General features: G+C 47.4%; 15 protein-coding genes. 4 read left to right on the forward strand and 11 right to left on the reverse strand.

Features of this window, described 5'->3' with window-relative positions:
- Positions 1 to 56: 56 nt before the first annotated feature.
- From GGU45_RS17340 to GGU45_RS17375, 8 genes are all read right to left on the reverse strand, one after another.
- Positions 57 to 443: a DUF423 domain-containing protein gene (locus GGU45_RS17340; RefSeq protein WP_435226864.1), complete on the reverse strand. Its 387-nt coding sequence runs from the start codon at positions 441 to 443 to the stop codon at positions 57 to 59.
- The gene (locus GGU45_RS17345; protein ID WP_435226866.1) at positions 436 to 942 is read right to left on the reverse strand and encodes a shikimate kinase; all 507 of its coding nucleotides are present in this window, start codon (positions 940 to 942) and stop codon (positions 436 to 438) included. The genes GGU45_RS17340 and GGU45_RS17345 overlap by 8 nt, the downstream gene beginning before the upstream one ends.
- Positions 943 to 1242: 300 nt before the next feature.
- Positions 1243 to 2427, reverse strand: a complete 1185-nt coding sequence (locus GGU45_RS17350; RefSeq protein WP_435226867.1) for an acyl-CoA dehydrogenase family protein — start codon at positions 2425 to 2427, stop codon at positions 1243 to 1245.
- A gap of 176 nt (positions 2428 to 2603) precedes the next feature.
- Positions 2604 to 4754, reverse strand: a complete 2151-nt coding sequence (gene dcp, locus GGU45_RS17355) for a peptidyl-dipeptidase Dcp (RefSeq protein ID WP_435226869.1) — start codon at positions 4752 to 4754, stop codon at positions 2604 to 2606.
- Positions 4755 to 4957: 203 nt separating this feature from the next.
- Positions 4958 to 6049, reverse strand: a complete 1092-nt coding sequence (locus GGU45_RS17360) for a hybrid sensor histidine kinase/response regulator (RefSeq protein WP_435226870.1) — start codon at positions 6047 to 6049, stop codon at positions 4958 to 4960.
- Between the two features lie 13 nt (positions 6050 to 6062).
- Positions 6063 to 8201, reverse strand: a complete 2139-nt coding sequence (locus tag GGU45_RS17365) for a sensor histidine kinase (RefSeq protein WP_435226871.1) — start codon at positions 8199 to 8201, stop codon at positions 6063 to 6065.
- A 4-nt stretch (positions 8202 to 8205) separates the two neighbouring features.
- Positions 8206 to 8892 carry a hypothetical protein gene (locus GGU45_RS17370; RefSeq protein WP_435226872.1) on the reverse strand — a complete coding sequence of 229 codons (687 nt, stop codon included), beginning with the start codon at positions 8890 to 8892 and terminating at the stop codon, positions 8206 to 8208.
- Between the two features lie 11 nt (positions 8893 to 8903).
- Positions 8904 to 10016: a ThiF family adenylyltransferase gene (locus GGU45_RS17375; protein WP_435226873.1), complete on the reverse strand. Its 1113-nt coding sequence runs from the start codon at positions 10014 to 10016 to the stop codon at positions 8904 to 8906.
- Between the two features lie 84 nt (positions 10017 to 10100).
- Between GGU45_RS17375 and GGU45_RS17380 the strand changes: the two genes are divergently transcribed.
- Positions 10101 to 10571, forward strand: coding sequence for a response regulator (locus GGU45_RS17380; protein WP_435226875.1), 471 nt, complete (start codon positions 10101 to 10103; stop codon positions 10569 to 10571).
- 163 nt (positions 10572 to 10734) lie between these two features.
- Positions 10735 to 11922 carry a hypothetical protein gene (locus GGU45_RS17385; RefSeq protein ID WP_435226876.1) on the forward strand — a complete coding sequence of 396 codons (1188 nt, stop codon included), beginning with the start codon at positions 10735 to 10737 and terminating at the stop codon, positions 11920 to 11922.
- A gap of 123 nt (positions 11923 to 12045) precedes the next feature.
- On the opposite strand, the gene GGU45_RS17390 is transcribed toward GGU45_RS17385, so the two are convergent.
- The 3 genes from GGU45_RS17390 to GGU45_RS17400 form a co-directional block, all read right to left on the reverse strand.
- Positions 12046 to 15132 (reverse strand): DUF5107 domain-containing protein, encoded by a 3087-nt coding sequence (locus GGU45_RS17390; RefSeq protein ID WP_435226878.1) that lies wholly within the window; start codon positions 15130 to 15132, stop codon positions 12046 to 12048.
- Positions 15133 to 15246: 114 nt separating this feature from the next.
- Positions 15247 to 18561, reverse strand: a complete 3315-nt coding sequence (locus tag GGU45_RS17395) for a DUF5107 domain-containing protein (RefSeq protein WP_435226879.1) — start codon at positions 18559 to 18561, stop codon at positions 15247 to 15249.
- 33 nt (positions 18562 to 18594) lie between these two features.
- On the reverse strand, positions 18595 to 19932 hold the full coding sequence (locus GGU45_RS17400) for a sugar porter family MFS transporter (protein ID WP_435226881.1): 1338 nt from the start codon (positions 19930 to 19932) through the stop codon (positions 18595 to 18597).
- A 268-nt stretch (positions 19933 to 20200) separates the two neighbouring features.
- On the opposite strand from GGU45_RS17400, the gene GGU45_RS17405 reads away from it, so the two are divergent.
- Both GGU45_RS17405 and GGU45_RS17410 read left to right on the forward strand, forming a co-directional pair.
- Positions 20201 to 21484: a 6-bladed beta-propeller gene (locus tag GGU45_RS17405; RefSeq protein ID WP_435226882.1), complete on the forward strand. Its 1284-nt coding sequence runs from the start codon at positions 20201 to 20203 to the stop codon at positions 21482 to 21484.
- Positions 21481 to 24402, forward strand: coding sequence for an outer membrane beta-barrel protein (locus GGU45_RS17410; RefSeq protein WP_435226883.1), 2922 nt, complete (start codon positions 21481 to 21483; stop codon positions 24400 to 24402). Before GGU45_RS17405 ends, GGU45_RS17410 begins: the two co-directional genes overlap by 4 nt.
- Positions 24403 to 24430 lie beyond the last annotated feature (28 nt).

The following is a 24430-nucleotide window of genomic DNA, read 5'->3' on the forward strand; positions in this document are numbered from 1 at the left end:
GGCTAAATGAAGCATAACAACGGGCCTAACGTCAAACCTGAAAAAAAACTGCCTAACTATTTATTATTAAGTATGCTAAGCGCAAAAAACACCCAGCCGGCAATAAAGAACAACCCGCCTATGGGAGTAAGGATACCCAACCCGCCAAGGCCTACTTTTCCGGTGGCTTTCAGGGCCGCAAGCACATAAAGGGAACCGGAGAAAAGAAGGATACCGATAAGAAAAGCCGCACCTGCCCAGGACATAAGCTTTACGGGATATTTTTCAAAAAGAATAGCCACAAAAATCAATGCAATGGCGTGGTACATCTGGTACTGCACCCCGGTTTGAAAAGTGGGCACAGAATCGGGTGCCATTTCCTTTAACTTATGTGCGCCGAACGCACCCAATATAACGCCCAGCCCCGATAAAACAGTGCCTGATAAAAGAAAAAGTCTATGCATTAATAATCTTTTTTACAAATTCCTCCGGCCCGATATGACAATCGTCCACTTTCAGCTTCGCCTGGTCATAATAGATGCGCCGGTCATTATTTTTTTTAACAATATAGGCCCGCAATTGTTCATCGTCCAGGTCTTTTAACAGCGGGCGATGTGCTTTCTGCTGCCGCAATCTTCCCAGCAGGATATCAAAAGGCGTATTGAGCCAAACAGTGGTCCCGTGCTGGTTCATATAATCAATATTATTAAAATAGCAGGGTGCGCCGCCGCCACAGGAAAGCAGCAGACCAGGATGACTGTCGGTAATCATGTACAATATTTCCTTTTCCTTCATCCGGAAATATTCCTCCCCATCCTCTTCAAAAATTTGGGTAATGGGTCTTCCCTCCGAGGCTACAATCAGGTCGTCCAGATCATAAAACGGCAGCTCCAGTTTTTTACTAAGGATCTTTCCCCAGTGCGTTTTCCCGGCACCCATAAATCCAATCAGGTATACACGCATAACAAAAATTCTAAGCTACAAAATCTAATAAACAGCAAATATCCGGTATTCGGGGAGGATTGTGAAATGTTTGTGGTGGTGAGATGCTTTTGAGAGTGAAATGTTGATGGTGAGATGTTGGGAGTGAGATAGTGAAATGTTGGTGGTAAGATGTTGGTGGTGAGATGTAGGGAGTGAGATGTTGAAGATTCTAAATGGGCCGCGCTAAATACCAAATTCCCAGATCCAGATTTCAAGATCATTCTCCGAATATCAAACCTAATCCAACCAGTAACTTCAAACATCAAACCTGGAGCCTCTTTATTTAAACGCATTCATCCCTGTGATATCCATGCCTGTAATGAGCAAATGAATATCGTGGGTGCCCTCGTATGTAATTACACTTTCCAGGTTCATCATGTGCCGCATTACCGGGTATTCGCCTGTAATACCCATCCCACCCAGTATTTGCCGGGCATCCCTGCAGATCTGAGTGGCAATATTACAGGAATTCCGTTTGGCCATGCTTACCTGCTGCGGCGTTGCTTTTCCTTCATTCATTAATACCCCCAGCCGCCAGTTAAGCAACTGCGCCTTTGTGATTTCCGTGATCATTTCTGCCAGTTTTTTCTGCTGCAGCTGAAAGGCGGCAATTGGTTTTCCAAACTGCGTACGCTCTTTTGCATAACGCAATGCGGTATCATAACAGTCCATAGCCGCTCCCACAACACCCCATGCAATTCCATACCGGGCCTTGTTTAAACAGCTAAGCGGCCCCTTCATTCCACTAACACCCGGAAGTATATTGGCTTTGGGCACTCTTACGTTATCAAAAACCAATTCGCCCGTAGCAGATGCCCTCAGGCTCCATTTATTATGTGTTACCGGGGTGGTAAACCCTTCCATGCCTCTTTCTACAATAATCCCATGCACCCTACCCCCAGGATCCTTTGCCCAAACCACCGCCACCTGTGCAAATGGCGCGTTGCTGATCCACATCTTAGCTCCATTCAAAATAATATGATCGCCTGCATCGTCAAAATGGGTGGCCATGCTGGAGGGATCGCTGCCATGATCCGGTTCCGTTAACCCAAAACAACCCAGCCACTCGCCACTGGCCAGCCGGGGCAGCAATCGTTGTTTTTGTGCCTCATCGCCATACGCAAAAATCGGGAACATCACGAGCGATCCCTGTACCGATGCCGTGGAGCGCACACCGCTGTCGCCTCTTTCCAGCTCCTGCATCATGAGGCCGTAGCTGATATAGTCGAGCCCGCCGCCGCCGTATTGTACAGGAATTGTAGGACCAAAACAGCCTAACGCCCCCAGCTGCGCTACAATATGCTCCGGGAAGGCAGCCTGCTGGGCATACTTTTCTATAACAGGCGAAATCTCTTTTTTTACATAGGCGCGCACCGCATCCCGGATAATCCGCTGCTCTTCAGTAAAAAGCGCATCCACCTCGAAATAATCCGGACTTTGAAACATATCAGTTTTTACAGACATACCCTAAAAATGTTAAATATGAAATATCCCATTTAAAACCCGCCTGACCAGTCATTCGGGCAGGTGTAAAAGTTCAATACCTGCCCCAAAACCTGCCGCCAATATGGATCTCGTTCGGAGAATAATTACCAAGCAGCAACGGCGTCTTCACTTCTACCTTCTATATTTCCCATTCATTATTTTAAATTTCCCGAAGGGATCAGTCCCCGGTTCTCCAGCAAGGGGGTAATGCTGGGTTCCTTTCCGCGGAATGCTTTATACATTGCTGCCAGGTCTTCCGAATTACCTTTGGAAAGGATCATATCCCGGAAACGTTGCCCGTTCTCTCTTTTCAGGCCTCCGTTTTCTTTAAACCAGGCATAGGCATCATGATCCAGCATCTCTGCCCAGCTATAGGCATAGTAACCCGCAGAATAACCGTTGGCCCAGATATGCAAAAAGTAAGAGGAGCGGTAACGAGGGGGAACGTAGGAAACATAAACCCCATTTTTCCGGAGAGCTTCCTGTTCAAACCGGTCCACATCAGTTACAGCGCTGTCCCCGGAGGAAAGCAAGTGCCATTGCATATCCAGCTTGGCGGCCGCCAGCAGCTCCGTCATAGCATACCCCTGGTTAAAGGTTGCTGCATTCCGGATCTTGTTGACCAATGCCTGGGGAATGGTTTCACCGGTCTTATAATTGCGGGCATAGTTCTTCAATACGGTTGAGTCCAGCGCCCAGTGCTCATTAAACTGGGACGGCATTTCTACAAAATCCCTGGACACGCTTGTGCCGGAAAGAGAGGGGTAGGTTTGACTGGCAAACAGGCCGTGCAGGGCATGCCCAAATTCATGAAACATGGTGGTTACATCATCAAAGCTCAGTAAAGCCGGCTGCCCCTGCACCGGTTTGGCAAAGTTGCATACGTTCACAATCACTGGCTTTGTGTGCAGGAGTTTGGATTGGGTTACAAAATTGTCCATCCAGGCTCCGCCATTCTTATTGTCGCGTTTAAAATAATCACAATAAAAAAGGGCCATAGCCGTACCATCCTTGTCAAATACTTCATAAACCTTTACATCCTCCTGGTACACCGGCAGGTCGGTTCGTTCCTTAAAAGTAATACCGTATAGCTGTGTAGCGGCATAAAATACGCCATTTTTTAAAACACTATCCAGCACAAAATAGGGTTTTACTGCAGACTCATCCAGGTCATATTTTGCCTTTCGTACTTTTTCTGAATAAAAGTCCCAGTCATAAGGCTCCAGAGCAGTTGTATCTTTTTCCTGCATCTTTACCGCTTTTATATCTTCTGCCTCCGCAGCGGCCTTTGCGAGCGCAGCAGGAATCAGCCGGCCCAAAAATGCATTCACCGCTTCCGGTGTTTTGGCCATCTGGTCCTGAAGTTTCCAGGCTGCATAATCCGGAAAACCCAGCAGCCGGGCTTTCTCTTTGCGGATGGCGGCAATCCGCAGGATATTATTACGGGTGTCATTGGAATCTCCCTTCTCGGCCCTCGTCCAGGAAGCCTCAAACAACTGGTGCCGGGTTACGCGGTTGCTAAGCGACTGCAGTGCGGGCTGCTGGGTGGTATTGCTGAGCGCAAGCTGGTATTTGCCCTCATGATTGCTATGTTTTGCGGCTTCTCCGGCTGCCTGAATTTCTGCATCGGGCAGCCCCGCCAGCTCTTCACGGCTATTTACCACCAGGGCGCCGGCCTTAGCCGCGGCCAGCAACTGGTTGCCAAACTTTGTGCTTAAAGTGGCTTCTTCTTCATTCAGCTTTTTCAATTGCGTTTTTGCGGCCTCCGGAAGTGCGGCGCCGTTCATTACAAACTTTTGGTGATAATACTCCACCAACCGCCTCGATTCCGGGTCGAGCCGCAGGTTCTTCAATTGCTTATAAATGGTGTCAATCTTTTGGTATAGCCGGGCATTCATGTAAATGGAATCCCTGTGCGCAGAAAGCCGCGGAGCCATTGCCTCCTGGATCTGCTGTAGATTATCGTTGGTATTGGCGCTGGTAAGCGCGTTAAATGCGGCGTTGGTGCGGTGAAGCAGCCGTCCGGATTTTTCGAGAGCCACCAGAGTATTTTCGAAATCAGGAGCTGCAGGATTGTTAACGATGCTGTCTACTTCCTCCATCTCCGCCGCCATGCCCTTTTCAAAAGCGGGTTCAAAATCACTTTCCTTTATTTTATCAAACGGAATGGTCTGGTACGGAAGCGTGCTCTCTTCAAACAAAGGGTTGCTTCCGTCTGTTGTATTTGTTTTGTCGGGTGCTTTGCCGGGCATATTACAGGAAATCAGGGTTAAAAAGATACACAATGTGGTAAAGTGCTGCTTCATAAAATTTATTTTAAATGAGTTCATCCTTCCAAGCGACTTCAAATTTAAACTTTTCCAAGGGGGCATCGTCTGCGGGTGCATAACATTTTTTGTATTTCTTTTTTTAACGCGAAGTGCGCTATGGATCCCCAACAATCGCAATAGAGATTGAAACCTGCCAGCAAAAGAAGTTTGTAATAAGCGTGTTATGTATACGCCTGCGCCTATTCCTTATGCTGCGGGCTGTTGGGAATGTTTACCTCAAAACGGGCGCCCTCACCCTTTTTGGAATGCACTGCTACGGACCCATTCAATTTTTCCAGGGCCTCCTGCAGAATATACAGGCCCAGTCCCAAACCGCCGGGCTGTGTCCCTTTAAAAAAGGGATCAAAGATCCGTGCCTGCTCCGCTTCCTCCATGCCCACACCGTTGTCTGCTACAATAATTGAGGCCTCGTTGGCATCCGTGTGGATCCGGATGTCAATTTTTTTGTCCGGCTCCTCCGGGCGCTGGCACTTGATGGCATTGGACAGCAGGTTGGCAATAACAATTTCGATACGGAATTTATCGCCGTAAAACACCTCGGCTTCATCTACTTCCACTTTAAAGCTGATCTCTTTACTGCCATTGGAAGTGCTGTACAGGCTGATGAGAGAATGCACCAGGGCTTCAAACCCGATTTGCTCATGCTCCACCTTAAAGCGGGCCGTTTTATAAAACTGAACGGTTTGGGAAATATAGTAATCCAGTTTCTGCACGCAGGCATCCATTAGTTTCCAGTATTCGCCGGAATCTCCGGTTTTGCCCTCCAGTTTTACCAGGTCAAGAATACCGATGGCCGAGGCGATAGGCGCCCGCAGCTCATGCGAAAGACTGTACACAAACCGGTTCAACCCATCATTGGCCTTTTGAAGTTCGGCAATTTTTTCGCGAAGATCTCTATTTATTTTGTAATGATCATAAGCATTGAGTATGCTGTTATGCAGTTCCAGTTCATTCCAGGGCTTGGTAATATATCTGTAAATATCGCCCTGGTTTACGGCTTCGGCCAAAACTCCCACATCAGTATACCCCGTAAGCAGCACCCGCGGGATATGGGGGTACTGTACCTTTGTTATTTTAAAAAATTCAACACCGGTTATCTCCGGCATCCGCTGATCGGAAATGATCACATGAATTTCCTCACGGCTCAGTATCTCCAATGCAGCTGCTACAGAAATGGCAGTAAATATCCGGTACCTGCTCCGGAAGCCGGCTTTAAAAGAGTTGAGGTTCTGTTGCTCATCATCTACATAAAGAACGTTAATTTCGGACATACACTTCTGTATTTTAGCCAACGGGTAAACTGATTACAAAGGTAGTGCCGCTCCCCGGTTCTGTAAGTACCTGAATTGAGCCATTGTGCTTTTCAATGATGCCCTGCACAATGGACAATCCCAGCCCGGTACCCGCTCCTACATCCTTTGTGGTAAAGAAGGGATCAAAGATCTTGCTGCGCACTTCTTCCGTCATCCCCTTTCCGTTATCGCCAATGCTTATTTTTATTGTACCTCCCTGCTCCCAGGTTTTTATCGTTAACCGGCCGGTGTTTCCATCCTCCCTCATGCGCTCCTCTATGGCCTGAACTGCATTGGTAATGATGTTCATGATTACCTGGTTAATCTTTCCCGGCTCACATTCAGCCAGGGGCAGGTTTCCGAGTTCTTTGACCAGCTGAAAATTCTGAGGAAATGTATTTTTTACCAATAGCAGGGTGGAGTCGATGCCTTCATTGATATCAACCCGCTTCCAGTTGGCTTCGTCAACTCTTGCAAAGCTCTTTAATCCTTTTACAATTTCTGAGGTGCGGTTGGCTCCTTCTTTTATTCCCGAAAGCAGGATGCCTATTTCCTCGTACACATATTCCAGGTCGATTTCTGTCTTATACTTTTCAATATCGGCCAACTGTGGCGGCAGGTCTTTCGCCAGGTCCAGCGCCTCGTACTTCCGGATCACCTGCTGCAGATCCGTTACATCTGCTTCCAACGGGCGAATATTGGAAGTCACAAAATTAATGGGGTTGTTGATCTCATGGGCGATGCCGGCAGTAAGCTGACCTAATGAGGCCATTTTTTCATTTTCCACCAGTTTAGCCTGCGTATGCTGGATCTGGCTCATTGCTTCCTTTAGCTCTTCGTTGGTATGCTGCAGCTGTTCCGTACGGTTACTTACTTCTTTTTCCAGGACAATATTTTGTTCTTTTATGAGCTGCTCGTTTTCGAGGGAAATCCTCAATGCCTCCCTGCGGGCCAGCTCCTCTTCGCGGCGATAGGTATTGATCTTATCTGCCAGGGCGAGGGACAACAACATGGCCTCAGCCGCCGACCCTACCTGCAGGGCGTAATAGGTAAAATCATTATAAGGAAGTAAACCGGCATTCCTCAATACGAAAATAATGACGCTGCACAAAAAAACCGTCCAAGCCAACAACAGAAATTTTGCAACCCTTATTTTCCGGTAGCTCAGGTTGCTCAGCATAACTAATACATAGGCAGATCCCGCTGCAGCCACAAATTGCACCACCACCTGGGCTTCCTGCCGGAATTGTAAAATACAAAGCACAAAAGCTACGCAATAGGCCAGTTCAATGATCAGCATGCGCCGGTTGAGTTTTGCCGACAACTGTTTAAGATTCAGAAAATGCCGGATAAACTCAGCGGCGGCAATGCCATTGAGGAAAGGGATCAGTACATTGGCATATCCGTTGATACCGGGATGATTGGGCCACAAAAACCGGAAGGAATAGCCCTGCAGCATAGCCTGGCTTAACCCAACAAAAAGCACATAAAGCACGTAGTAGAAATAACTTTTATCTCTTGTGGAAAAGAGCAGGAAAAAGTTATAGAGAAACATAGACAGGATCAACCCCGTGTACAAGCCAAAAACAAGGTCTTTCAACGCAAGCCTTTCCTGAACCGATTTAATAATACCCACTTCTATAGGCACCAGTATCTGTTCAGACGCGTACAGTTTAACATAGACAGTCTCTTCGCTACCCTTCGCCATGTTAAGATTAAACAGATAGTTCTGGTTCTTGTTGGCCCGGCTGCCGAACGGTTCCTTTTCGGAAATCACGGCCGAGTCAATCAGGGTTCCATCTCCTTTCACAGCATAAAACACCACTTCGTCCAGAGTAGGGTGGCTGAGTGCGACCAATAAACGGGGATAATCTGTATTATTCCGTATCCTGACCCTTAACCAGAATACCGAGTGGCTTATAAAGAAATTGGGAACCTGGCCCCGGTAGGACTGGAAAGGCAGGCGGGTCACCGCCGGAAAGCTATACTCGCCTCTTTGATCCTCCAGATATTCGATCTGTGTATGGGTAACCAGGTATGTTTTCTTACTATCATCAACACTGGTAACCTGTTGCCCCTGGGCACGGATCAAGAAAAGCGAGAAAAGAAATATAGTGATCAGCTTATACATTACATTAGCCCGTTATATCCAGTTGATAGTCGATCATCAGTTGTCCTTTGGGACCATCTTCCGGTGCCCGCTGTACAGGGCGCTCAACGATGCTAAGGATCCGGTTCCGCTCTTTTTCATCAGCCTTTGAAAGAACCGGGCAATCATTAATGGCCATAGCAGTAGCGATAAAATCATCCTTTGGATAAAAGAAATTACCATTGTTGCCCAGCGAGGTTTCAATTTCTGCGCCCATTCTTTTACCCATTCTTACGGTAATGGGAGCCGCCAGAAAAAGAACTTTTGCAGACTTCAGCATACAGGCTACCGCCACGCCGGCCCGGCTCATAAAAAAGCTGCCGATGCCCCAGCCCACCACCTCCGTTGAGTTCCATAATCCGCAAATTTCCGAAACACCGGGCTGGCTGGCCATTTCATGCACAGAGGGATCATATTTGCTGATAGCTGTTTCGATGGGCAGCAGTAACTTCCCATCTGCTATTTGTACTCTTGCGCCACCATACACTTTGGTCCGTTCCTTATCTTCTGCCACAATCACGAATGTATTGTCATGATACATCCAGTCCTGGTTACTGGATGTAATGGCAACAATGCCAAAATGTAATTCAAGCAGCCGACGATGACCCTCAACAAAATTTAAACAGGTAACAGGGTCAGTTGTAGCTCTGAATGCTCTTATTACAATTTCCAATGGTTGGTTTCTTAATTGATTAAATCATTAAAATCGATGTAATACCGGCCCGAACGGTGTATTTCTGATAACAGGATCCTCCTGCAGGTATCTGTAACCATTGCCCCGCCCAAAACAACCGAGGATGCAAGTTGCGGCCACGCGTTTATTGTTTTGTTCATTTCGCCAAGAGAATGTTTCATCCTGCCAGAGATTTTTGAAAGATCAAATATCTTGCCCAGAATAACAATTTTTTCCTCATTCGTTAATCCTTTTAGTTTTTCCGTGTTCATTCCTTCATCAATGCTGCCGTGAAATATGGCTCTTCCCGGCTCCAGGTCAAACCGTTCTATATCCAGCATGCCCCGGTCGTTGGTATCCATTACCACCGGCACACCCAGCTCGCGGGCTTTCAGCCGGCTGGATATTTTCACGTCAATTCCATCACATTCTTCCACAAGAATATCAATTTTCCCGTTCTCCAGAAAAAAAGCATCTAAATTTTGTGCTGTGATCCCTTCCTCAAAACATAATACATCCAGGAAGGGATCCAGTTCTGCTATTTTCCGCGCCGCCAAAACAGCCTTATTAAGCCCGATATCCTGCACCCCAACGTTCAGCCGGTTCATATTGCTGAGTTCTATCTTATCAAAATCAGCCAGGTGCAATGCACCACATACCCGTTCCATTGCCAGGGTGATGGCAATGGACTGCCCTACCGACAACCCGATAACCCCGATCTTCTTTGACCGCAGAAGCTCGCGCTCCTCCGGTGTGATCTTATAGGTATTGCGACTTGTCCGCAGTGCCACAAACTCCTCCTCATCGAGCAGGTGCACCAGTCTTTTTGACCAGGGATAGTATACCCAAACCCCATATTCTTCCTGTGTGCGGTTGCCCAGCAAACCGTTTACAAATGGCTGCAGATCGTCACCGGGCTTTAGCTTTGTAAGATAACAAATCTTTACGTATTCATGAAGCTGGCTTAAAATTTGATCATAAATAACCAGATCCTTCACAGTTTCCTGCAATTTCAGGAACAATTGTCTATCCTCTTCCTTGTAGATTCTAAAAAATAAGGGCTTATAAACCCCATCAGAGGCCTGCAACAATGCTGAATCATTAGCAGTTGCATTTTTTTCCATAAATATTAAGTAATTTTGAAGTTAAATAAAAAGCATCTAAACATCTAAACACAAACTTACACAAATATTAATTCCAAATAAATTATGGAGCAAAGTCTTCAGTATTCAAACGTCTTGTATGTTGATGACGAAATTCATAACCTCAATTCTTTTAAAGCCTGTTTCAGAAGAGATTTTACTGTTTTTACAGCAACGGGGGTGGCCGAGGCTCTTCAATTATTAAAAACACAGGAAATCCACCTGATCATCACGGATCAGCGGATGCCGGAAACCACAGGTATTGAATTTCTTGAATCAATTATAGAAGATCATCCGGACACCATCCGGATGTTACTTACGGGTTACGCGGATATTACCGCAATTGTTGATGCCATCAATAAAGGCAGGGTTTTTAAATATATACAAAAGCCCTGGGAGGAAGCCCACCTCAGACAAACCATATTGGAAGGATTGACATTGTATGCCGCCAACCGCTCTAAAAAACAAATGGCCGAAAAGCTGGAGGAAAACAACCGGCAAATGGAGTTTCTTTTGCGCCAGTCGCTCCTGTCATAAGTTTCCCGATTCCCTCTTTTTTTTGTACTTTCGCCTCTAAATCGCTGATTTTCAAATCCACCATTTTAAGCTCGCCTGCCTGCTTCTTCCACAATGGCCATTTTGGCTGGTTATTTGTGTTTTTTAGCGGCAGGATGCTATTATAAAACAATAAATGAACGTGATGAAAAAAATTGTACTCCTTGTGGGTTTCCTCTATACCCTTGCTCCCGTTCGGGCACAGGACCCATCAGTAGCAGGTGCCCAGTCGCTGAGAGACAAGGTGCTGGATGATATTCAAAAAAATTTTACTACAAAAACCCGCTCCTTTGATTCTACCGTAACCCAGCTGGATCAGCGGATGTCGGCACTCGATAAGTCGATCAATGAATCAAAGGATGTGCGGGAAAAGGCGGATAAACTGGTATTAAGAGTACAGGCGGTTGAAGAAAAGCAGAAAGCCATTGAACAGAATGAGCTGAACATCTTCCAAGCCAATTACCAGTCGGCGATGGTCAATCTTATTTCCATGGAGCGGGAAATCAAACCCCTGGTGCTCTTTAATTCTACAAAAGCATTCTTTAACTCTTTGAGCGAAACCGGCAACCCTATGAACTACGATGGTTATACCAAATGGTATAATTCCTACGCCGCATTTGTAAAAGAAAAGAAAACGGAAAGCCCTGTATTGAATGTTACCAGCAACCTCTTAAGTTTTGCCAGCGGCTTTAGCAAGGGGGTGCCGGTTACAGGCCCTATCACATCGGCGCTGTTTTCAAGCATGACCACTTATATTGATAATATCGGTAAAAAGGAAAAGGCGCTAAAAACGAAAAGCGAGGAAATGCTGACGCTCACCATGAAGATCAGCCAGTTTAATTTTGACAATAGCCAGATCGAAAATGAATGGGAAGCCATCACCACCGAGCTTCAGGATCTTCAAAAAAAATACGACAAATCACTAAAGGAAAACCTGGGTATCATTAAAGTGTCACAGGCCGATTTTAATAATAATTTTTCCCGGCAAAACGATGCCGAACAGCGTTACCAATACCTGACGCGCGTAAGGGATGAGGCAGCCCGGTTTGTTTCAAATGAAAAAAAGAGTAACCCAAAAGAATGGCGCCAGGCAGCTTATGTGCAGATGAATGATGTACAATCGCTGAAACAACGGTTTGGCCAGGTTACGTTCCGCATTAGCCAAAACCTGTTAAAGTATAAAGAGCTGTTTGATAAGTACCGCGCAGATCCGCAGCTTGGAAGCCGTATCAAAGACCTGGAAATTAAAATGAAAGATTTGCAGGAGTCCTTTGATAAAACATTTGACCCGCTGGAGTATATTAATTCTGCAAACAGGATGTATAAGGTTTGACCATTAATGCAACCTTCACATTAATTTGAAAATCTGGAAATGGGGTTTACGTTTGTTAATGATGTCTTCGTATCTTAAGAGGTTCATCAGGCATCATAAAAAATGCTGTTATTGTAGTTCTATTTAAAACAACCGTTTATCTTCTGTTTCGGTGATCTGCCTTAGCAGCTGTTTATATAACGCGATATCCAACCGGGCAATGTTCAACGGCTCGTTCAAAAAGCGCTTTCCCCATTGTACCCTGTCAGCATCTTTTTGAGCAGCAGCCCATTTTTCAAACAGGGTACCGGCGGCCGTTTTCCTGTTTACCTCCACAAGTGCGGCCACCTGCACCAGGGCGTTAACAGATGCGGCGGGCTTGTCCGATACGGCCACCTGCTGCAACAACCGTTGGCCCTCCTTACCCCGTTTTCCAGCTATGTTTACCAATCCTTCAAAAAACAGTTCCAGCCGGCTATCAATGAGATTTTCATAAGGTTTTCCCACTCCTATATTCCGGGGCCATAATGCGGCTTCCTTGATATACCCCAACGATACAGCATATTTTTTCTGCTGCAAGGCATCCAACGCCAGCACCAGTTTTATTTCCTCATAAAGTCTCCGCCCTTCCCCGGCACCTTCAAAGGGCAGGATATTCAGGCCCTGCAGCACTTTATTGGCCTCCGCATAACGGTCGTTCCGCATAAGGGTACGTACATACAGCATCCCGTTGATATAATCTTCCTGATGTTTCCGGCAATACGGTTCAATCACCTGCAACGCCCGCTTATATGTACCAGCAGCAAGGTAATAGCGTGTGAGATAGTTTTTGTACCGCCATCCTTTACCGGCTTTGTCGGCCTGCTCCAGGTTGCGGCGCTGCAAGGCCGTATCTTCATTCAGTGATGCGCGCACCATATAAAACGGTGCAAAACCGATGGGCTCATCAACACCATTCAGTAACAACCGGGCTTCATTCCGGTTGTTCTTCGCCAGTTGCAATAAGGAAAGCAGGTAAACCGGCTTCCAGCTTTTTGTTTGCGTAAGCACCCAATCAAACACCGGTTTTGTCTCCTCTCTGAATGGGAATACAAAATCCGGATCCGCAGCCAAAGCCTGTTTCAGCAAGGTGGTGCCCGCGGCCTGGTCGCGGTTCAGATAGGCCCGCCAATACTGCAATTCATTATGGTCCGGCGCTATTGTTAAAACCTGCTTTGCCTCTCCCACACAACCCAGCTGATTGTACCAAATGGCCAGCTCCAGGTAGGTTTGGTAAGGAAATTCATTTTGAACAGGTGCTGCCAGCATCTTTGCCGCAGCAGGCGATGGATCCCTGCGGTACTTTTCAAATAGCAGAAACAGGTTGAGTGGCTCGACCTCTGTGATCATTTTTTTTACTACTGCGTTCTCCTTTCCTGTTATCCGATTAACCAGGTACTGCAGCTGCAGCCCCTCCACATTCTGCCGGTTATTGAGTACCGATTTTTCTGCATACTGCAATGAACGGGCATAATCTTTCTGTACAAAAAAGAGCCTGCCCAGTTCCGTATAGGCAGCGCTCCTGAATCCGGAAGTGAGGGCCGCTACATTGAACCCGTCTATGGCATCATTGATCCGGCCCGTTTTCAGCGCCGCCAGGGCATAATAATAATTGGAGGCAGCATCATAGGTATCTACGCTCAATGCCTGCTTGGCCACACCAAAAGCCGAATCGTACTGCATGCGGTTATAAAGCAGCTGAGACAGTAATGCAAGGGCCGGCACGTAATTTTTATTTTTATCAAGAGCCTGCCGTACTTTTAATTCCGCCTCCGGATAGTTCTTCAGCCCGGTCAGATCTCTTGCATACACATACAATCCATACGCGGTATTCCAGTCAAACCCGGCGGGTGCTGTAAGCGGTCGCTGCAATGGTTTATCATCCACCGTCCAGGTATATGGTCCCAGGTGGATGGTGGCCTGTTTCCACTGTGCGGCCGACAATCCGGTTTGAAAACTCTTTGTGGCCAGGGGTTGCAATACTGCCCATTGGGCATACAATATATTCCCCTTCTGATCGCGTACATACAGGGTATCTTTTATAAAACTCAGAGGTGAAATCCGGAGCTGTGCGCCGCTGATTGCCGCTACACCGGCTTCATTGGCATCCGTAACACCGCCGGTTCCCCCAAAGGGGTACCAGTACTCCGTCCATTGATCGGTACCATAGGGAACGAACTGTGTTTGCTTAAATGGTGTAAGGCTGCTGGGGATCGAGTTCTGATTAAACAACCGGCCGTTCTGCATTTCCACATACTGCCCGTCATTATCGGTCAGCAGTTCCTTCCAGATATCCCCCTGATCACTCAGGGCCCAGGAAAACATTTTCCGTCCCAGCTTTTCATCACCGGCAATATAGTGCAGCATTCCAAAATCCTCATCCTTCCAGTGCGCTCCGAAATAGGGTTTGCCACTATTGATTATATGTAAAGACCTGGCGCCGCCGTAATTATTTTCCTTCCACTGTGAAACATCTTTTCCGGTAACAGAATCATAGGGCCACCGGATCACTTCCCCGGAATGCCCGATAGCCGCGGTGCCCGGGTAGATCAGCTGCAGATCATTTTTGGCATAAACCGCTGCGTTGGACCACTGGTAATAGGGCTGCTCCGTAGCCGTTGCATTAAACCATGAGGAATGGGTTGTAAAGAAGGCTTTATCCTTTTCCAGCTTTATCTCCACATTCCACCGGGTGCGGGTGAGCATCTCCAGACAGCCGATGACACAACTCACACTGCCATCTGCACCGGTGCGCAACTGATAATCAACGGGCGTTGCGGTATTGGGAGTATGGCCAATGACCCCATAGTTAAACTCAACTCCGCCGCTTGTCCAGGGGCCGCGCATGGCAATATCCCTGAACTTTACCACGCTGTTATTATACAGGAAATAGCGCTTATGTACTTTATCATAAGCCGACCATACCTTTCCCCCGATCTCAGGGAATATTGCCACCCGGATAAAATCGTTCTCCAGTTCCACCACTTTCCATTCCTTATGAACCGGGGTTGCTGTAAAACCGTCAAACCGGAAATAAGGATATATTTTACCAAAGGAAGGGATCGGGTTCGGATCCGAAAAAGGATACGTTATATAACTCTTTTTCAACTCCCGGATCACTGCGTTCTTCTGCGCTGCCGGGGACAGGCAAAAGAACAGCAGGCATAACAGGCAGAAGCAACCTTTTTTCATTGTTATTTTTTATCGAATTTACTCAAATCCCAGCCGGCAACATTCCCGCACCGGATGCAGCAGCAAGCACGCTTTTCCATTAACACCCCTGCAAAATAATCAGGTTGCAAACTGCTACGAAACAGGTACCAGGCTCCGGTGCAGGGTTGCCCCTGTATGTGCGGGGTCCAGCTCCAATACCTGGCCCAGGTACTGATCGGCTTCAGCCCTGTTACCCAGGCCCAGGTGCCCCAGCCCCTTCAGATAAAAACAATGGATCCTGTTACGCAGGTTCAGATCATCATCAAAGATCATCAGATCCGGAAGGGATACGGCAAAAAAATCGATCGTAACCGTATCATTCAAGTGTGCTTCACCATAGCGGATCAGGTTGCGGAACCGCTGTTCCGCTTCCGCATGCCTTCCCAATTTCAGCAACGCCATTCCCTGGTAAAAGATCTTATCGGGCTGCTGATCATTATAATAAATGGCAGGGGCTGGTTCAGAAAGACCTACTGCTGCTTTCTCCCAGTAAACCGTTGCTGTAGCCCGGTTGTCACCGGCTTCCGCTACACATCCCAGCCAGTAGTCGATATCATTCTCCTGTGCGCCATACAGTTTTCCTTCTCCAAGGTTCACAGGGTATTCCTGTGCCTTATGCAACAAACTACCTGCATTATCCAGGTCATTTTTTGCCAGCAACTGCCTGGCAAGCTCCACATGGATCAGTATATGCTGCCCGGAGGTTTTGCCCTCCCCTCCCTCCCAGGGGTGAAAGTTACGGGCACTCAGCAGCCGGCCGGCCTCTTCAAACCGGCCCAGCAGGGAATACAACCCAATGTATTCAATATAAAGATCATCACGGTCCCTTACCAGCTCCGGGTATTGGTTCAGGTACGACAAGCGTGTTTCCGGATGAATGTTAAAACGCTTCTTTAACTGATCCAGTTCAAATAACACCCTCGAATCGGATGGGTCCGCATCAAATGCCCTCTCGAACAAACGAAGTGCTTCTTCTTTTTTACTGAATTTATTATAATAAGCGATCCCGAGATTCCTGTTCGTGGTGGCAAAATCCGGGTTAATGGCTAATGACTGTTCCCAGCAGGTACGCGCCTGTTCATAGAGCCGTTTTCCATAGAAAAAATTACCGAGGTAATAGAGGGCCTTGTAATCGCCTGGATTCAGTTCCACTGCGGTCTTCAGCACTGCAATGTCTTCGATCCGGTTGGGGAACACGCCATCCGGCTTCCTGCCAAACGCCCGCTGCAGCCATTCCGCCGCGCGCTCAGTGTTGCCGGACAAATGATTAAAATAACCCAGGTAATAATCAACCATCGGGTCGGTTGTCTGCGCTGCCGTCATTGACAAGAACGCTATTGCCTCTTCATAGAGGCCGGCAGCGGCATATTGCAGGGCCATCTCTATAAAGGAATAAGAACGGTTACGCATCAGCCCTTGCAGCTGCTGCAATGCCTCCTCTGCAGCCGCTGCGCTTTGGTGCTGCTGCAGGTGTCTGCACCACTCAAACCACGCGGCAAAATCAAACACATCAATAGCCAATGTTTCTTTTAGCAAAGCGGCAGCTTCTTCCCCGCGCAGCAATTTCCGCAATGCCACTGCTTTTATATGACGCGCTTTCAGACTATGACAGTTCCTTAAAACAGATTTTTCAGCAAACCCGGCGCAGGCTTCCCAGTCGTTCTGCAACGCACTGATGTATGCCAGTTGCAGGTAAGCATTGTCCTGCAGGGCCGCATTCCAGGTACTTTTATACAACCAGTCTTTCGCTTCATGTAACCGGTGCTGGTAGCACAGGCAGAGGCCCAGGTTATACAAGGGCTCACCATCATAAGGATTGGGGTTCTTCGCCGTCAGCTTTTCTACCGCTTTGCGGAGATAAGGCTCTGCGGTTTCAAACTGGCCACGACGCAGGTACCAAAGCCCCATCGCATTGTTGCACCGCAGATCTGTTGCATCCCGTTTTAATGCTTCGCGGTAATAATCCAACGGCGAATAGGTTGCATGCCGGTATTGCTCCAGGTGCAGGCCCGCAAGGTACAGTTCTTCGTTGGTGGCAAGTGCTCCGGGCCGCAGTATGGGTTTTGCCGGATCCGGTATGGCTTCTGTATTGCGTTCTACCGGGGTATAAGCGATCAACAATTTTCCGCCTTCATCCAGCACTTCCACTTTTAATTGGCGGGTATCCCATACCTCACTGAGGGCAATCTGTTTTTCAAAACTTTTCAGGGGCGACAACAACGCAGTTTCTGAAAAGAGCTCCTGTTCAGCCTGCACCAGCCGGATCGTCACCGGCCGCTCTTTTGTTACGTATACCAGAACCGTGGCGGTATGCTCTTCAGTCTCCAGGTTCACCATCGCATCTATGGAAGCATTCTTTACATACCCGATGTTCTTATAGGGCATGAAGTATTGTTTGAAGGCTCGTACTTCATTGGGCATGATCCAGCTAAAATCCGGCTGGTTATCGGTATACACGCCGCACATCAGTTCAAAATAGGGACCATCCTCATCGGTAAGCTGCCGGTCCCAGGCCTTGCCAAATTCACCGCAGCCCCAGGTCCACTGCTTTTTACCCGGGCTTACGTGATGATCGGCCACGTGCATGATCCCGGCCTTTTTCTGATGATGATACCCCCCCACAAAATTGAAGGCGCTGTTAACGGCCATATAGGAAGTAGGTACGGGAATATTGGTATAGATGGATATATCCGTACCCGGCGCATAATCTACCTTATAATAGGTGCCCGTTGCAATGGGAAAGGAACTTACATCGCGTTTCCCATGATCAAAAACAGCATTTACATCCGGGGGAAATACACTTTGATAGTGTTCATCCACGGCCACCGCCGGGTTGGCCCACCACAAAAAGGTTTGCGGGAAGGGTGTGCGGTTATACAGTTTTGCTTCCAGCTCTATATAAGCCCTATCCGCATACAGGGTAAAGCCCAGGGCACACTTGGTACCAAACATTTGCTCGTACTCATTTACCCATACGGTTTTGCTGCCATCCTTATTTTCAACGATCTGAAAATCGGTCGCATCAAAAGTGGTGGGGCGATGGTGCTGCGGCCAGTTAAATTCGATGCCGCCACTGATCCAGGGCCCCAGCAGGCCTACCAGCGCCGGCTTTATTACCCGGTTGTGATATACAAAATGGTAGTCGTTGGTTTTATCATACGCCATCTGTATGCGCCCGCCCAGCTCCGGAAGGATCATTACTTTCAGGTAGTCGTTCTCCAGGTATAGAGCCGTCCATTCCTTCTCTTCTTTTTCATCATATACTTTATCGATCACCTGGTAAGGATATACGACCCCGCTGCTCCCCTGGTACACCCGCTTTTCCAGAAACATCGGATTCTTATCGGGTTTACCGGTTTTATAGGTTGGGATCCTCACCACTTCCTGCCAGGCATGCACTTCCATCATCTTCGTTTTATAATTTAATTTTAGTTATCGTGATCAATGGCCGGAAAAAACGGCATCCATTTCTTCCAGCGACTTTCCTTTGGTTTCCTTTACCCGGAACTTTACAAACAAAAAGCCGAGCACGCAGACACCCGCATAAATATAGAACGGTGTATAGGTACCCAAATTTTTCGCCAGTATCGGAAAGGTAAAGGTCAGCACCGCATAGGAAGCCCATAGGGCCAGTACTGCAACCGACGTAGCGGCCCCCCTTACCTTATTGGGAAAGATCTCCGAGATAAGCACCCAGGTAACCGGCGCCAGTGTCATGGCATACAGGCCAATGGCAGCCAGCAGCGACCAGGAGGCGGCTGCCGATTGCTGCTTCAGCAGGGTGGCGCTTACAATATATAAAAGGGTGAGTCCTACAGCACCCAGCAGCATCAATGGCTTGCGCCCCAGCTTATCTACCTGCCACATGGCTACCAGGGTACAGACCATATTTACCAGTCCGATGAACACGGTTTGTTTTAACTGATCGTCCTGGCTAAAGCCCACGCTTTCAAAAATATTTGCGGTATAATTAAACACAACATTGATGCCGCAGAGCTGCTGAAATACCGCCAGGCCGATACCGATCAATACCACCGGGAAAACGGAGCGCTGGAATACATCCTTATAACGGACCACGGTATCGCCGGCAACCGATTTCCGGATCGCCTCCAGTGTGTGTGCTGCATAATCTCCACCTCCAATCTTTTTTAGTATTTTTTCCGCAGCAAAAAGATGACCAGCCTTGGCCAGCCAGCGCGGGCTCTCCGGCAGCCAGCAAACACCTAATAAAAAAAGCGCGGAGGGTATGGCGCCCAGTCCCACCATCCAGCGCCAGGCATCTGCCCCTTCATTCCGTAAACTATAGTTGACAAGGTTGGTAACAAAAATGCCAATCACAATCGTTAGCTGGTTGATGGCCACCATGCGGCCGCGCATATTGGTGGGTGCAACTTCGGCAATATACATGGGCGACAAAACCGAGGCCATTCCCACACCAATGCCCGCTGCAAAACGGGCAGCAATGAAAACGGCACTGCTATGCGAAAAAGCCATTGCCAGAGATGAAACAAAAAATACCGCTGCGGCCAGCATCAGCCCCCTGCGACGCCCCCAGCGATCAGATATCCGGCCGGCCAGCAGGCATCCGACAATACACCCCAGCGCCAGCGAGGCTGTGGCAAACCCTTCCTGTACTTCATTAAAACCAAATTGCTCTTTCAGAAACGGAAGCGCCCCGGCGATCACCGCAAAGTCGAACCCGAACAGGTAACCACCCAGTGCAGAAATAAAGGAAATGCCGATGATATAGGACGTATTGAATGAATACTGACTTTTCATACCGAAGCGATTTTAGAATCACAAAGATGCGTACATAAAAAGGTAAATAGAATGGATATCCTTATGAAAAAAAAGGATGATCTTATGAAGACAGGCTCCCACTCTTTCAAAAAAGCGCGTTTTTGCCGCCAAAGGTAGGGCTGGCCGGCCATTCCGTTTGCTACCTGCACCCCTCTGCCGGCAGAATTAACAAATCGCTATACAAAAAAAAAGCTGCATCTGCATTGGCACACGTACATTTGAGCAACTGATTAACACTTCTACTGTTATGAAAAAACAATTGCTGTTGAGTTTGCTTATCGGAATAGGGTACTTTGTTTGTGCCCAGCCCCGGCCAGTATTATTAGATCCGGCCAAAGCAAAAGACACCACTTACAACAGCATTTTTGATGAAACTGAATTTATTCCCCTGGAAACAAGCCGTCAATCGGTTTTTGGAGTGGTGCAGCAGCTGGTGGTTACGAACCAATACTTCATCATCCTGGATACGGATACCGATGCCGTACTGTTCTTTACCAAAACGGGAAAATTCATCGCAAAATATAAAAACAAACACAAGCGCTACCGCATTCAATTTATTCAGCCGGATACATGCGCCAATACATTGCTCATTTTCAGCCAAAACAGGAACTACAATATTAAAGCAGCAACATTATATGCCTTCTTAACAAAGAAGCCCGTAAAAACAATACCCCTTGTAACGGCCACCCGGCTTTATTTTGAGAACCCGGCCAACTTGCGTGCGGAAAACCTGCCGGCGCCCGCATTCCTGCTGACCAATCCTGTGGCATTCGATCATGACAAACTGGCCCTTAGCTTTGCCTGGTCCGATGCCGATAACTCCGGCACAGAGGATTATGCATTAAAGATTATGCAGGAAGATCGGCTTATTCAAAAATATTTCCCGTACAATACCCGCAGCGACACGGTATTTTCCGGCCGCACGGCCTTTCAATGCAGTTTTTTTCCCGCGGCAACCGGTTCCGTACTTTTTTTATCGCGCCCCTTCCAGCCTTTTATTTACAGGCTTACGCCGGATACACTTACCGAAGCCTATGAGATAGCCGTTCCTAAAACGACCCGCGCTCCATTACCGGGCGGCGGTTTTTCCACGGTTTCCTTTGGCCAGATGTCTATAGAGGGCATCACTGTTACCACGGCAAGAGCAGGCGCCCGGGGCAGCCAGCCTTTTTCGGGCAACAGCAATATGGTGACCAACTTCGTTGACGGGCAGCGTTTTCTTTTTTTAAACATACAGCGGGGATTCAACTACAACTATTATATTTTTGATAAAAAAGAAAAACAGCTTTATGACCGTAGTAAGCTAAAGGCCGACAGCAGCAGCTACCAGTTTGCCCTGCAAGGGCCCGTACTCGCTTTTGATGAAAAAAACATTTATCAAAGCCTTTCTGCAAGAAGACTTTTCGGCCTGAAAAAAGGCGCCGAAAAATTAAATCTGAGGTACCATCAAAGTCTCAACCGGTTTTATACCACGGGCAAACCCGGCAATAACCCCGTTATCCTTCGTTTAAAACCAAAAACAGATTCATGAAACAGCTGCTGGTTATCCTGTTGCTCTTTTTTGGGATGGCGTCCTCTGCACAAAATAAAGGTATTGTTAAAGGCCGGGTGCACAGCTCCATCGACAGCAGCGCCCTCCCCTCCGCCACCGTTACCGTTTTTAAACAATCCGATTCTTCGGCCATTCATTACGAGATAACCGGGGAGCAAGGCAGTTTTGAAATAAAAGAACTCCCGTTAAAAACGCCCTTGTATATATCCATCAGTCATACCGGCTTTGTATCCCATGTAAAAAATATTTACCTGGACACTGCTACCCGCCTTATGGATTTCAACAATGTACTATTGGTAAAAGATACCGGACAGCTACTGCAGGAGGTGATCGTAAAAACGGTAGCTCCGGTAACCATGAACGGCGATACGCTCGAAATTAACCCCGCGGGCATCCGGCTGGACTCCACAGAAGTGGCCGAAGAAATCCTCCTGCGAACGCCCGGGGTGGTGCAGTGGCAGGACAGCAGCATTACCGTAAATGGGAAAAAAGTAAAAAAAGTATACGTAGATGGCCGGCCTTTTTTTGACGGCAGTTCCAATACGGCCCTCAAAAACCTGCCCAAACACGCCATCGATAAAATACAGGTATACCAGGAAGTGGATCCTTATAAACAAAAGATCGAAGATATCCAGAAAGACACCACTGTTGTAATGAACATCAAGCTAAAGGCTAACAAACGCAAAGGCCATTTTGGAAACCTTACCGCCAATGCCGGAACCAATAAAAGTTACGGCGGCAACACATCGATGCAGGTATATAACAAAAAAACAAATCTTGGGCTAACCGCAGCGGTCAGCACCACAAAAAACGCCCTGGGAAATATTGAACCCGTATTGCAAAACAAGGACCTCAACCTTCAGAATAATTGGGCCTCGGGCATCTCATACCGGAAAAACTTTAGCGAAGTGGCCAATTTTTTTAACGAAAAATCCTTAACCGGACGGTACAATATCAATGGCGACAGGAACAGTGCCGTCAACAACCGCACTACGGTACGAACCCTGGGCGACACCAGATTTACCGATGTGAGCAGTGGCTATAATCTCTCGCGTTCTTTATCACAGTTAGTCAGCGGCGAATATACCTCCCGCAATAAGGAACGCTCCTTTTCAAACAGCCTGTCTTACCGCCATACCAACTCCGATGGAGCATCGGAAGGAAATATGCTGTCCTACCGGAATGACTCCATCCAGGCCAGCCGGTCGGCCAACAAATCGCGTTCAGAAAGCAGGGCCTATGATTTTAATCTCAGGGGCAACTACAGCAACAACTCCGTAAATGAAGACCCCGGCCCCAACAATTTTTCGGCCAACTATACCCTCAGCTATGGCAATACTACCCGCAACAACAATACCTATAGCCGTTTTGACGCACTTACAGATAGTATTTACACCAACTTGTACGACCGGAAATACGTAAACAAAAACGCCAACCTGAACGGCAGCCTGGGATTAAATTACGGAGGCCTGCGGCAGCTGCTGTTCAACGATCATAATTTCTGGAATATCAATATGGGACTCATCAATAACACCCATTACGCCCGTTCCGAAATTAATGCCCAGGTAAGCGACCGCGATACCAGTACCAATATATACAACCCAAACAATAATCTCACCAACCTCAGCAGCAGCACCAATATCAGCAACAGCACCGGTTTGCAGCTGCAAAAAACATTTTTAAAATACGTTACCGATCGTTTCCGGCGCAGCCTGCAAATCAGCACGAACCTGCAAAACCAGCTGCTTTATCAAAAAAACATTTCCACCCTCAGCTATCGCAACCGTACATTTATGTATAATTTTTTTACGCCGGCTTCCACCATTTCGTATAATTATTCCAAAACCGAGGGGCCCAATATGGGCATGAATTTATCGCATCGCAGTGCTGCTACGGCACCCACCATCGACCAGTTATACCCCATACAGGACAGCGCGGTCAACCGGTATCATATGACCGTGGGCAACCCCAACCTGAAATCGCGGTTCACCAACAACTATAATCTCAGCCTTTCCTATAGCAGAAACAGTGGCTTTCAGAGAAAATACTTCTACCATACCAACCTCAACTTCGGGTATAATAATGAGCGCAACGGCATATCAGACAGTACTATTTATGATGGCAATGGCGGAAGCACTTCCTATTACATTAATACACCCGGATCCAAAATATTCAATACGGGATTCAATGCCGGCTTATCGGCGCTGCTGAAAAAAACAACCATCGAATTTAACCTGAACAGCAACTACAGCCGGGGCAACATCTATTTTGCCGCAGGTTATGGCATCAACAATACTATTAATAGCAACCTGCGTTTAAACGTATCCATGCCCATCGGGAAGAATACTTACCAGTTTAGCTATAGTGGAAGCCGGGGAACGGCCCGCGGACCTCAATATATTGACGGAGACCTGCTTAGTTACAAAAACAAAAATCAGAATCAGTCCATCAGCCTGTCTTTTAACGCACCCGGTATTGTAGAGGCTTCGGTACAGCAATCCATTTCGGGAATCAATGGAGAGCAATCGGGTGACCGCAAGTCGTATACACCCACAAAAACGCAGTCTTATACCACCACAGCAGGCGTCACCCTTAAAGTGCCAAAAAATTTCACGTTGGGCAACAACTTCCGGTATAATAAAAACATTTCTGTAAGCCGTCAACCCATTCAAAATATCAATTGGGATGCTTTTGCCGGGTATATCTTCCCAAAAAAGAAAAAAATGTTCGAGACCCGGGTATCCGTATTCAACATCCTGGGTCAAAATCAAACGGTGAATAACTATTCCAACGGAAATACCACCACCACAATGGTATCACAGGGATTGCAGCGGTATTTTCAGCTGAGCTTATCTTATTTTCCGAAGCAATTTGGGGGAAGGGCCAGGAAGGCTTAACCACAAAATGTGTTTAAAGATCAACCGC

The sequence above is a fragment of the Niabella hirudinis genome (assembly GCF_051201075.1).
Classification (GTDB): Bacteria; Bacteroidota; Bacteroidia; order Chitinophagales; family Chitinophagaceae; genus Niabella; species Niabella hirudinis.